Raw genomic sequence first — 12,131 nt, forward strand, 5'->3', positions numbered from 1 at the left:
CGCCTTCCTGGCGCTGTACCACACCGTCGAGGACGCACTCGACGACGATCAGCGCTAACCCCCGACCGCAGAGACAATAGGGCCCATGCCTCCCAGCTCAGATCAGGACGAACGCCGGATTGGACCGGCACGGCGAGCGGCGGAGGTTCCCCGCTCCACGCCAGCCCTCGACATCACCCTCACGACGGACTGGGTCTCGCCATCCGTCGCGCGGGACCGGGTACGTGCCTGGCTGATAAGCCACCACTGGTCCCCAGCACACACCGACGACCTGGTCCTGGCGGTCAACGAAGCAGTCACCAACAGCATCGAACACGGCTACGGCATCTCCCCGGAGGCAGCTGCCACAGGTCCCGCCCTGCCCCATGCCACCGTCGAGGTCCACGGCGAGATCGCCTTCGACGACCAGGGCCACCGCTACGCCGAGTTCGTCGTCCGCGACCGCGGTGACTGGCGGAGCCCCACCAGTGACGCGACCCGCGGCAACGGCATCCGGCTCATGCGGGCCTGCACCGCTGACTTCACCATCCAGCACAGCATCAGCGGCACCACTGTCCAGCTCCGCAGCCACCCACTTCCCGCCCTGCCGCATCAGAGCCCCATGGAAACGCCGGACGACACCGGAGCCGGCTGATCTGACGTGAGAACGGCTCCTCCGCGCCGGGTGGCCTCGATCCCGTCGACGCCGGGCAGGCGCACGTCCATCACCACCACGTCGGGACGTTCCCCAGGACGACGTCGATCGTGTCTCGCCGTCCGGGCAGCTCGCCACCACGGTGATGTCCTCGGTCTCGGACAAGACCTGCACGAGCGCCTCACGCATCAGCCGATGATCCTCAACCACCACCATCCGCACGTCCGCCTCCGAATCACGAGATTCCTAGGGGGACTGGCGTTGAACTCGGGCGAAACGACGACGTGGGCGAGGGAGATCCGTCGTCGGGCAGCGTCGTGGCCTGTGACCTCGATGGCGCCTCCACCCGGAGGCTGCGGCAGCTGATGCGCGACTGTTGAAGGGGCACGCAGGTGTGACGGTCGAGGCCGTGCTGGTGGCTGGCGAACTGGCCAGCAACGCGATCCGCCACGGCGAGGCATCGCGCCGGTGCCGTCTGCATTTGCTCAACCAAGGGTGCGCGTCCACGGTTCCCGGGCCAACACGGTGTGGGCCGAGATGGATCTCGGTGACGGCAGAGTCACAGCCGGATACTGCGGCTCGCCTCATGGAGTTGACCGTCCCTTTGGGTGACGATCCCGTACTGCCCGCCGAGCGGGACCCATTGGTGACAATGGGTGGTGTGCGACCGACACGTTGGGTGTGGGTTCCGGCTTCAAGGCCGGAGCCGGATCGTTGAGGGCCGGTCATCGCGCGGTAGGTACTCGCCGAAGGGCGTGCACTTTCTCCACACGGTGACCGCCCCTTGATGTCCGTTAGGACCTGTTCATCAGGCTCTGTCCGACCTGCGCATCGGCTGTACTCCGGTACGGTCGGGACGGTGACCGAGCAACCCGATCCGAACGCGCGCAGGCGGCTGCGTATCAGTCAGCGGACGGTCGACGGCACGGTCGTCGTCGAGGTGGTCGGCGAGGTTGACCTGGCCACCGCACCCGAACTGCAGGCGGCGATCGTGACCGCGCTCCGCGCGGCCGGTGACGGTGGCTGCGTCGCCGACCTCACCGACGTGACTTTTCTCGGCTCACCGGGGCTGACCGCGCTGCTCAACGGCACCCAGGAAGCCGAGCACCGGCGTGAGCCGTTGAAGATCGTCGTTGACGCCAACCGGCCGGTGATCCGCCCGATCGAGATCACCGGCCTGGACCAGGTGCTCCGCCTCTACCACACCCTCAACGAAGCCCTGCGCTCCGACCGGTAAGGCGGGTGCGGTGTGGGGTTGCCGGTGGCCCGGACAGACCCGGGCCACCGGCAGTCGACCGCCGCCGGTGAGCCGACCGGCTGCGGTCTGGACAACCACCCTGTGGTGGTGGTCTTGAGGGGGAGTGGGTCGGGCGGGCAATCGGCGGAAGGCGCCGCCCGACCCACTCCATCCGGGTCAGCCGCCCTGAGACGGCGGTCCGGCACCGCGAGGGGAATCAGGGGAGCTTGCGGTGCCGTGGGCGGGGCTGCCCGGAGCCGAAGGACGGGCCGACGGGGGCGCCGACCGCCGAGGGGTGTGCACAACGCCGACGTTGCCGGTGTTCTTGGACTGGGGTGTCGCTGTCGCCCCGCCGTTCCTGCCGGTCTTCGTGGGCTTGCCCGCGTTCTCTGGCTTGCCCGCGTTCTCCGGCTTGCCCGCGTTCTCCGGCTTGCCCGCGTTCTCCGGCTTGCCCGCGTTCTCCGGCTTGCCCGCGTTCTCCGGCTTGCTGTTGTTCGTGGCCTTCGACGACTGTTTCAGGTGGGGTGAGCAGTAGTCCGCGACCTTGTCCTCGCCGCCCGCCGCCACGACCAACGGCTGGAAGCGCGGGTTCTTCAGCGCCGTCGCCGCGTTCCCTCGGGCAGCGTGTTCCTGGCACAACGTGAAGACCGACGGGTCGATGACCGATGGACCGTCGGCCGTGGACGCGTCCGGCGTCGTCGACGACACCCCGGTGCCGGCGGAGCGTTCCGTCGGCGTGGGCGCGGGAGTGGTCGTGGTGGTCTGGTCGGCAGGAGCAGCCTGCGACCACGGACTGGGCAGCATGCCGCTGGTCGCGGCCACGACTCCCGCCGATCCGGCCACGGCCACCACGATCACGGCCTTGATGGTCAGTACCTTGGCCAGGCCCGACCGCACCCTCGAGCCATGCCCGGCAGCCGTCTCGGTGTGCGCGGCGCGGAACGCCGCCACCGCGGCCTCCTCGCCCGCCAGCTCCCCCGGATGTGGCGGCGCGGCAGCGGCTGCGAGCACGGCGGCGAGCCGGTCGCCGACCTCCCCGGTGGGCAACTCCCCACCGGGCTGAAAGCCGTCACGCCATGATCGTGTACTCATCCTGTCTTCCTTGGCGTCGAGTCCCGCCGCCACGTCACGCCCTTCGCCACCGTGACGTGCCCGCCACCCTTCTCAAGCCGTTCACCCAGCGTGCGCAACCCGCGCCAGATCGCGGTGCGCGCCGCTCCCGGCCGCTTCCCCATGATCCGTGCGATCGTGCGGGTGTCGAACCCCATCACCACCCGCAGCAACACCGCCTCGGCTTGGTCCTGCGGCAACGTCGCGATGAACCCGATCGCCGCGTCGGTCGCCACCGCCGTGACAGCCTCCTCGGCGGTGTCCCCGTCAGCGGGCACCTCGACCAGCACCTCAGCCGTGAACACCGCGACAGGTCTGCGCTGGGTGTATCTCAGATGATCCAGCGCCCGGTGCCGCGCGATCCGCGTCGCCCAACCACGAAACCCCGCACCCTCGTCCCGGAACGAACCGATGTCCCTGACGATATGGAGCCACGTCTCCGCCGCGATGTCCTCCGCGTCCTGCGCGGAGAGCACCAACCCTCGCAGATACCGCAGCAACTCCGGCTGCACCTCGCGATACAGCAACCGGAACGCCGCCTCGTCCCCACCCCGTGCCGCCCGCACCGCCGTCTTCAGGTCAGCCGCCGCCTGACCGGACGCCATACCTAAACCACAACCTCCCACACGATGGACTTCGCCTCACCGCCCTTGGCGCACGGCCGATCGACAACGTCACACCTGCCCGCGACCAGACCACATCCTTCGCCCGTTCGGGTGAAGGATGTCTCCACCGCCGCGACGCTCAGAGTGGTGCCGTGCGCAGCAACTGTCGAAGGAACGTGCTGGCAACACCGCGTCGGTAGTTCCGGTCGCACTGGTCGGATCGAGATCGGACAGCACCCCACTGAACCTGCCGCGGCGATGACCGCGCCTGTTGCCCAGCACTCTCACTGACGGGATGGTCATCTGCTGACCAGAAGCGACGCGCATCCTTGTGGATCGGACCTGCCTCGATGCCCTCGACGCGGCCGGCCTGCGCCGGAGTGCACCAGCACCCTGCGCCACTCCCGAAGAGAGCAGTTGTGGCGGTACGCACGGGACATGATCAGCGTGTGTGGCGAACGGCCTTCATACGCTTGAGTGATCGACGGCGGCAGACGGCGACACGGTCGCGGCAGCGGCGGCGAAGCGCTCGAAGGCAGCCGCCACGGCAGCGCGGGTCCGCTCGTCCAACTGCTGCATGATGGCCGACAGGATCTGCCGGCGGTCCGTGTCGACCCGCGCGATGATGCGGCGGCCCTCGGCGGTGGCCGCCAGCAACATCTCCCGCTTGTTGAGTGGGTTTCGCGCGCGCTGCAGCAAGCCCAGGGCGACCAGTTTCTCACCCGCTCTGGTGACGGTGGACGGGTTGATGGCGAGTTCCTGAGCGACGGCACTCATCGTGATCGGGTTCTTCTCCGCCACCGTTCGCAAGGTGCGGAATTGCGTCAGGGTGAGCTGCTCCACGACTGACTCGACCGTCGAGTCGGCGATCGCGACCATGGCGCGCAGGGCCGCGAGCGCTTCGTGTGTCCCGTCGGTCGCGATCGTCGTTTGCGTCACGCAACAATCATAAGCCGAGCACGGCGGGCAAACCAGACGTTTGCTCCACGCAATTGTCCCGTGGACCTGAATTGTCCGAGATGAACCGCCGTCCTGCCGGTTTCGAGTTCGTCATGGATGTTTGCGTCGCGCAAGTGTGGCTAGTCCGATCGACGAAGAGCCTGGAAGGAGGCTGTGGTGACCGCAGTGCACACCGGGCGGGATGCCGCGACCGACGTCAGCGCGTTCGCCGAGGCGTTGCGCGCGGGGGTCGACGGTGAGGTGCGGTTCGACCCGGGTACCCGTGCCGCGTACTCGACCGACGCGTCGAATTTCCGGCAGGTGCCGGTCGGGGTGGTCCTGCCGAGGACACCCGAGGCCGCGGCGGCCGCGGTCGCTGTCGCGCGGGAGCACGACGTACCAGTCCTCTCACGGGGTGGCGGTACGAGCCTCGCCGGTCAGTGCACGAACGCGGCGTTGGTCATCGACTGGTCCAAGTACTGCCACCGCGTCGTGGCGGTCGACCCCGAGGAGGCGACGTGCGTGGTCGAGCCGGGCATCGTGCTCGACGATCTCAACCGGCACCTCTCGTCGACCGGGTTGCGGTTCGGGCCCGAGCCCGCGACGCACATGAACTGCACCCTCGGCGGGATGATCGGCAACAACTCCTGCGGCGCCACGGCACAGCGGACCGGGAAGGTCGTGGACAACGTCGCCGCGCTGGAGGTGCTCTGCTACGACGGCACCCGATTCTGGTGCGGCCCCACCGACGACGACACCTACGCCGCGATCGAGCGCCGTGGCGACCTGAAGGCGGCGATCTACCGGCAGCTGCGCCACCTGCGCGACACCTACGCCGACCGGATCCGCGCGGGCTTTCCCGACATCCCGCGGCGGGTGTCGGGCTACAACCTGGACTCGCTGCTGCCCGAGCACGGTTTCGACGTGGCGGGGCTGCTGGTCGGCAGCGAGTCGACCCTGGTCACGGTGCTGAGGGCCAAGTTGAAGCTGGTGCCCGTGGTGAAGGAGCGGGCGCTGGTCGTGCTGGGGTTCCCGGACATCGCGGCCGCCGCCGACGCCGTTCCGTCGGTGCTGCCGCACGAGCCGATCGCGCTGGAGGGCCTGGACGCGAAGCTGATCCGGGACGAGCAGCTCAAGCACATGAACCCGGCCGCGCTGGCCGCGCTGCCGGAGGGCCGGGCGTTCCTGATGGTGCAGTTCGGTGGCGACACCAAGACCGAGGCACGAGAGCGTGGCCAGGGCCTGCTCGACGCCACGGGGCAACCAGCCCACGCGAAGCTGCTCGACGACCCGGCGCACGAGAAGCAGCTGTGGGCGGTGCGGGAGGCGGGGCTCGGCGCGACGGCGCACGTCCCGCACCGGCCGGACACGTTCGAGGGCTGGGAGGACTCCGCCGTCGCGCCGGAGCGTCTGGGCGACTACCTGCGCAGGCTGCGTGAGCTGTACGCCGAGTTCGGCTACGCCAGCGACACCGGCCCCAGCCTGTACGGACATTTCGGGCAGGGTTGCGTGCACACCCGCATCCCGTTCGACCTCTACACCGCGGCCGGTGTCGCCGACTACCGGCGGTTCCTCGAGCGGGCCGCCGACCTCGTCGCCGAGTTCGGTGGCTCGCTGTCCGGCGAGCACGGCGACGGGCAGACCAGGGGCGAGCTGCTCCCCCGCATGTTCGGGCCCGACCTGGTGCGTGCGTTCGAGCAGCTCAAGCACGTGTTCGACCCGGGCAACCGGATGAACCCCGGCAAGGTCGTGCACCCGGCGCCGCTGGACGTGCACCTGCGCCTGGGCGGCGACTGGGCACCCGCGACACCGCAGGACCTGCATTTCCGGTATCCGAACGACGGCGGCTCGTTCGCCGAGGCCGCGAACCGGTGCGTCGGGGTGGGCCGCTGCCGCCAGCACAGCACGGACGGCCACCAGGTGATGTGCCCGTCCTACCAGGTCACCGGCGAGGAGGAGCACTCCACGCGAGGCCGGGCCCGGCTGTTGTTCGAGATGCTGCGCGGGCACGACGACAGCCCGCTCACCGACGGCTGGCGCTCCCCTGCCGTGCGGGACGCCCTGGACCTGTGCCTGGCCTGCAAGGGCTGTAAGAGCGACTGCCCCGCTGACGTGGACATGGCCACCTACAAGGCCGAGTTCCTCGCCCACCACTACCAGGGCCGTCAGTGGCGGCGCCCGCGCGCCCACCTGGCCCTGGGTTGGCTCCCGGTGCTGGCCCGCGCGGTGAGCACGACACGCCTGGCTCCCGTGGTGAACACACTCACCCACACCCCCATGCTGCGCCGCATCGCGATCGCGGCCGCGGGGGTGGAGGACCGCGAGGTGCCGCTGTTTGCCGGCGAAACCTTGCAGCAGTGGTTCGCCCGCCGGGGTCCACGCGGGACAGGTGCCCGCGGCTCCGTTTTGCTGTGGCCGGACACCTTCACCAACCTTTTCCACCCCCACATCGGCCGGGCCGCCATCGAGGTGGTCGAGGCGGCAGGCTGGCGGGTCATCATGCCGTCCGGGCCGCTGTGCTGCGGTCTGACCTGGATCTCCACCGGGCAGCTCGCGACCGGCAAGAAGATCCTCACCCGCACCGTGCGGGCGCTCGCCCCGCACCTGCGTACGGGCGGCCTCGTGCTCGGTCTCGAGCCCAGCTGCACCGCGGTGTTCCGCGCCGACGCCGCCGAACTGTTTCCCGAGGACCAGGACGTGCGCAGGCTGCGCGACCAGACCGTCACGCTCGCCGAACTGCTCACCCACCACTCACCCGGCTACGAGCCGCCCCGGCTCCCCGACGGCACCACCGCGCTCGCGCAGGTGCACTGCCACCAGCACGCCGTGCTCGGCTGGGACGCGGACCGGGAACTGCTGAGCAAGGCGGGCGCGGATGCCGAGCAGCTGGACTCCGGTTGCTGCGGCCTGGCGGGGAACTTCGGTTTCGAACCGGGCCACCGCGAGGTGAGCGAAGCGTGCGCCGAACGGGTGCTGCTTCCCCGCCTTCGCCAGGCGGATCCGGCGACCGCGGTGCTCGCGGACGGGTTCAGCTGCCGCACCCAGATCCACGAACTGGACAGCGGTGGGCGGGAGGGCATCCACCTCGCCGAACTGCTCGCCGCCGCCCATCGAGGGAACCCCACCGGCAGCGCCCGGCCAGAGGACCGGTGCGCCACCCGTCCCGCGGAACCGACCAGAACGGCGAAGGCGATCGCAGTCGCAGGCGCCGCAGCCGCCGCGATCGGCGCGCTCGCCGCCGGACGCGCACTCACAGTGAGGAGAAGGACATGAGCGAGACCGTCGGCGACTACCTCCTGGCACGGCTGCGGGACTGGGACGTCCGCGAGGTGTTCGCCTACCCCGGTGACGGGATCAACGGCATCGTCGCCGCCTTCGGCAAGGCGGACAACCAGCCGCGGTTCGTGCAGGTCCGGCACGAGGAGATGGCCGCGTTCGCGGCGGTGGGCTATGCGAAGTTCTCCGGCAGGCCCGGTGTGTGCATGGCCACGTCGGGGCCCGGCGCGATCCACCTGCTGAACGGCCTCTACGACGCGAAGCTCGACCACGTGCCGGTCGTCGCGATCGTCGGCCAGACCGCGCGCAGCGCCATGGGCGGCAGCTACCAGCAGGAGGTCGATCTCCAGTCGCTGTTCAAGGACGTGGCCTCCGACTACCTCGTCGAGGTGAACGTGCCGGAGCAGCTGCCCAACGCGCTCGACCGCGCGATGCGGATCGCGGAAGCCAACCGGACACCCACCGCCGTCATCATCCCCGCGGACCTCCAGGAGATGGCGTACAGCCCACCCCAGCACGCGGTCAAGCAGGTGCCCAGCAGCCCACCGAGCCATCCGCACTCCGCGCCGGTGCCGCCCGACGCGGACCTCGCCCGTGCCGCCGAGATCATCAACACCGGGACGAAGGTCGCCGTACTGGTCGGGCAGGGCGCGCGGGGCGCGGCCGCGCAGGTGCGTGAGCTGGCCGACCTGACCGGGGCCGGGGTGGCGAAGGCGTTGCTGGGCAAGGACGTGCTCGCCGACGACCTCCCGTACGTCACCGGGTCGATCGGGTTGCTCGGCACCCGGCCGAGCTACGAGCTGATGCGGGACTGCGACACGCTGCTGATCGTCGGGTCGAACTTCCCGTACAGCCAGTTCCTGCCGGAGTTCGGGCAGGCCCGCGCGGTGCAGATCGACATCGACGGCCGGTTCATCGGCATGCGCTACCCGACCGAGGTGAACCTGGTCGGCGACGCGGCCGCGACGCTGACCGCGTTGCTGCCGAAGATCACCCGCAAGGAGGACCGGTCCTGGCGGGCGACCGTCGAGGAGAACGTGACCTCGTGGTGGGAAACCATGGACCGGCAGGCGCATGTGGACGCCCGCCCCGTCAACCCGATGCGCATCGTGAGCGAGCTGTCCACCCGCATCCCCGAGAACGCGATCGTGACCTCGGACTCCGGCTCCGCGGCCAACTGGTACGCGCGCAACCTGCGCATGCGAGGCGACATGCGCGGCTCCCTGTCCGGCACGCTCGCCACCATGGGACCCGGCGTCCCGTACGCGATCGGCGCCAAGTTCGCCCACCCCGGCCGGCCGGTGATCGCGCTGGTCGGCGACGGCGCCATGCAGATGAACGGCATGGCGGAGCTGATCACGATCGCCCGCTACCGGCACCTGTGGTCCGACCAGCGGTGCGTGGTGTGCGTGTTCCACAACAACGACCTCAACCAGGTCACGTGGGAGCTGCGGGCCATGGGCGGGGCGCCGAAGTTCGAGGAGTCCCAGACCCTGCCGGACGTCGACTACGCCGCGTTCGCCCAGAGCATCGGCCTCGCCGCACACCACGTCGACGCCCCCGACCAGCTCGGGCCCGCGTGGGACGCCGCGTTGTCCGCCGACCGGCCCACCGTGCTCGACGTGCGCTGCGACCCGGAAGTACCGCCCATCCCACCGCACGCCACGTTCGAGCAGTTCACGTCGGTGACGGAGGCCGTGCTCAAGGGCGACCCCGAAGCTCTGCACTTGATCGGCCAGGGCGTCCGCACGAAGGCCCAGGAACTGTTGTCCGGCTGGAAGAAATGACCACTCCAGTACTCGACCGCGTCACGGCCCGCGCCTACCGGGTGCCCACACCGGCACCCGAAGCGGACGGCACCCTCGCGTGGGATGCCACCACCATCGTGGTCGTCCAGGCCGAGGCGGCGGGTGTGACCGGTGTCGGCTGGACCTACGCGGATGCCGCGTGCGTGCCGTTGATCGAAGGCACGATGGCACCGATGCTGTGCGGCCGGCCGGTCCTGCACGTCCCGGCGCTGTGGTCGGCTGTCCAGCACGGCACCCGCAACCTTGGGCGCCCCGGACTCGTCTCCTGTGCACTGTCGGCAGTGGACATCGCGTTGTGGGACACGGCGGCCAGGCTCCTTGGCGTGCCGGCCAGCACCCTGCTGGGCAGGGTGCACGACAAGGTCGCGGTGTACGGCAGCGGCGGCTTCACCACTCAGAGCGCCGAGGAACTCACCGAGCAACTCGGCGGATGGGTCCACACCCGGCACATCCCGCGTGTGAAGATCAAGATCGGCGAGTCGTGGGGCGCGCAGGTCGGCCGGGATCTCGCGCGGGTGCGCACCGCTCGCGAGGTCATCGGTGCCGGCGCTGAGCTGTACGTCGACGCCAACGGCGCATACACCGTCGGCCAGGCCCGCCGCGTCGCACAGGCGTTCGCCGAGTACGACGTGGAGTGGTTCGAGGAGCCGGTCTCCAGCGACGACCTCACCGGCCTCGCCACCGTCCGCGCCGCGACCGACATCGACGTCACGGCGGGCGAGTACGGCTACGACCTGCCCTACTTCGCCCGCATGGTCACGGCCGGCGCTGTCGACTGCCTGCAGGTGGATGTCACCCGCTGCGGCGGCTTCACCGAATGGCGCCGGATCGCCGCGGTCGCCGCCGCCGCGAACCTGCAGGTGTCGGCGCACTGCGCCCAGAACGCGGCCGCACACGCCGCGGTCACCACCCCCAACATGCGGCACCTGGAATGGTTCGCCGACCACGACCGCATCGAAACGGCGTTCTTCGACGGCACGCTCGATCCCCACGGCGGGTCAGTCACCCCCGACCCCAGCTCCCCCGGTCTTGGGCTCGATCTCAAGATGCCGGATATCGAGGAATACGCGATCAACGCCTGATCCAACGACCGGCACTCACGAGGAGACATCGTGCTACCACCCGACAGCGCCTTCGCCGAAGCCGTGGCCCTGCGCTACTACATCGAAGCGGTGGCGACGGAACTCGGTGTCGAGACGACGGCGGCGTGGCACGAGTACGGGCCACCGTCCTCCGCATACATCGCGCTGCCCCACCGCCCTCCTGACAACCCCGAGCAGTTCCTGATGCTGCAGTGGTCCAGCGACGACGGCTGGTCGTTGGCCATCGAACCGACCGGTGCCGAAACACCGGTCGTCGTCGCGGCGTGGCCGGACGATCCACATCCCCCACCCCAAGCCCTGGCTGCCGCGGTACGCCGGCAGCTCAGCACCAGCCCTGACCTTGCGCACCATCCGAGTGAGGACGAACCATGCGTGCTCTGACCGTCCACCCGGGACAACCGGACTCACTCCAGGTCACCGACGTCCCCGACCCGGCACCCGGACCACACGACTTGCTGGTCGAGGGCCTCGCCCTCGGCATCTGCGGCACGGACAAGGACATCGTCCGCGGCGAGTACGGGTGGGCACCACCGGGCCGGGACCGGCTGGTGCTCGGGCACGAATCCCTGGGCCGCGTCCAGCGATCCCCGGACGGCTCCCGGTTCGCGCCCGGCGACCTGGTCGTCGGCGTGGTGCGCCGCCCCGACCCCGAACCATGCGGCGCGTGCCGTGCCGGCGAGTTCGACATGTGCCGCAACGGCCGCTACACCGAACGCGGCATCAAGGAGATCGACGGCTACGGCAGTGAACTGTGGACCGTCGAGGAGGACTACGCCGTCCCCGTCGACGACCGGCTCGAGCAGGTCGGGATGCTGCTCGAACCGGCCAGTGTCGTCGCCAAGGCGTGGGAGCAGGTGTGGCGCGTCGGCGAGCGCGCGTGGTTCGAACCCCACCGGGTCCTGGTCACCGGCGCCGGCCCCATCGGCCTGCTCGCCGCGCTCCTCGGCACCCAACGCGACCTCGACGTGCACGTCCTGGACCGGGTCACCGACGGTCCGAAACCCCAGCTCGTCGCCGACCTCGGCGCCACCTACCACCACGATCCCGTCGACGAGGTCGTCCACAAGCTCGGGCCCGACATCGTCATCGAGGCCACCGGCGTCGGTCAGCTCGTCTTCGACGTCATGCGCGAGACCGCCGCCTACGGCATCGTGTGCCTCACCGGCGTGTCCGCGGCAGGCCGCACCCTTGCCGTGGACGCCGGCGCGATCAACCGCGAACTCGTCCTGGAGAACGACGTCGTCCTCGGGTCGGTGAACGCCAACCCCCGCCACTACCAGCAGGCCGCCGAAGCCCTCGCACGCGCCGACGAGTCCTGGCTCGCCCGCCTGATCACCCGCCGGATCCCCCTGTCCGAAGCCACCGACGCGTTCACCGACCACCACGACGTGAAGGCCGTCATCGACCTCAGGCAGTGAC

General features: G+C 70.0%; 10 protein-coding genes. 7 read left to right on the forward strand and 3 right to left on the reverse strand.

The window, feature by feature from the left end; translation table 11 throughout:
* Positions 1-85: 85 nt before the first annotated feature.
* Both ACYQ77_RS29995 and ACYQ77_RS30000 read left to right on the forward strand, forming a co-directional pair.
* Complete coding sequence (locus ACYQ77_RS29995; RefSeq protein ID WP_459717047.1) at positions 86-634, forward strand: ATP-binding protein; 549 nt, start codon at positions 86-88, stop codon at positions 632-634.
* Positions 635-1,493: 859 nt separating this feature from the next.
* On the forward strand, positions 1,494-1,871 hold the full coding sequence (locus tag ACYQ77_RS30000; protein WP_459717049.1) for an STAS domain-containing protein: 378 nt from the start codon (positions 1,494-1,496) through the stop codon (positions 1,869-1,871).
* A gap of 177 nt (positions 1,872-2,048) precedes the next feature.
* On the opposite strand, the gene ACYQ77_RS30005 is transcribed toward ACYQ77_RS30000, so the two are convergent.
* The 3 genes from ACYQ77_RS30005 to ACYQ77_RS30015 all read right to left on the reverse strand — a co-directional run bounded on the left by ACYQ77_RS30005 (position 2,049) and on the right by ACYQ77_RS30015 (position 4,525).
* Positions 2,049-2,963: a hypothetical protein gene (locus tag ACYQ77_RS30005; protein ID WP_459717051.1), complete on the reverse strand. Its 915-nt coding sequence runs from the start codon at positions 2,961-2,963 to the stop codon at positions 2,049-2,051.
* Entirely contained in the window at positions 2,960-3,586 is a 627-nt protein-coding gene (locus tag ACYQ77_RS30010; protein WP_459717053.1) for an RNA polymerase sigma factor, read from the reverse strand. Before ACYQ77_RS30010 ends, ACYQ77_RS30005 begins: the two co-directional genes overlap by 4 nt.
* Positions 3,587-4,051: 465 nt before the next feature.
* Positions 4,052-4,525 (reverse strand): MarR family winged helix-turn-helix transcriptional regulator, encoded by a 474-nt coding sequence (locus tag ACYQ77_RS30015; RefSeq protein WP_459717055.1) that lies wholly within the window; start codon positions 4,523-4,525, stop codon positions 4,052-4,054.
* Between the two features lie 177 nt (positions 4,526-4,702).
* On the opposite strand from ACYQ77_RS30015, the gene ACYQ77_RS30020 reads away from it, so the two are divergent.
* The 5 genes from ACYQ77_RS30020 to ACYQ77_RS30040 are packed head-to-tail and all read left to right on the forward strand — an operon-like array spanning position 4,703 to position 12,130.
* Complete coding sequence (locus ACYQ77_RS30020) at positions 4,703-7,798, forward strand: FAD-binding and (Fe-S)-binding domain-containing protein (RefSeq protein ID WP_459717057.1); 3,096 nt, start codon at positions 4,703-4,705, stop codon at positions 7,796-7,798.
* The gene (locus tag ACYQ77_RS30025) at positions 7,795-9,588 is read left to right on the forward strand and encodes a thiamine pyrophosphate-requiring protein (protein WP_459717058.1); all 1,794 of its coding nucleotides are present in this window, start codon (positions 7,795-7,797) and stop codon (positions 9,586-9,588) included. Before ACYQ77_RS30020 ends, ACYQ77_RS30025 begins: the two co-directional genes overlap by 4 nt.
* Entirely contained in the window at positions 9,585-10,691 is a 1,107-nt protein-coding gene (locus ACYQ77_RS30030; RefSeq protein ID WP_459717060.1) for an enolase C-terminal domain-like protein, read from the forward strand. The genes ACYQ77_RS30025 and ACYQ77_RS30030 overlap by 4 nt, the downstream gene beginning before the upstream one ends.
* A 30-nt stretch (positions 10,692-10,721) precedes the next feature.
* A complete protein-coding gene (locus ACYQ77_RS30035; RefSeq protein WP_459717062.1) occupies positions 10,722-11,093 on the forward strand; it encodes a DUF6292 family protein in 372 nt (123 codons plus the stop codon).
* Positions 11,081-12,130, forward strand: a complete 1,050-nt coding sequence (locus tag ACYQ77_RS30040) for a glucose 1-dehydrogenase (protein ID WP_459717063.1) — start codon at positions 11,081-11,083, stop codon at positions 12,128-12,130. The genes ACYQ77_RS30035 and ACYQ77_RS30040 overlap by 13 nt, the downstream gene beginning before the upstream one ends.
* Position 12,131 lies beyond the last annotated feature (1 nt).

The sequence above is a fragment of the Actinophytocola sp. KF-1 genome (assembly GCF_054661535.1).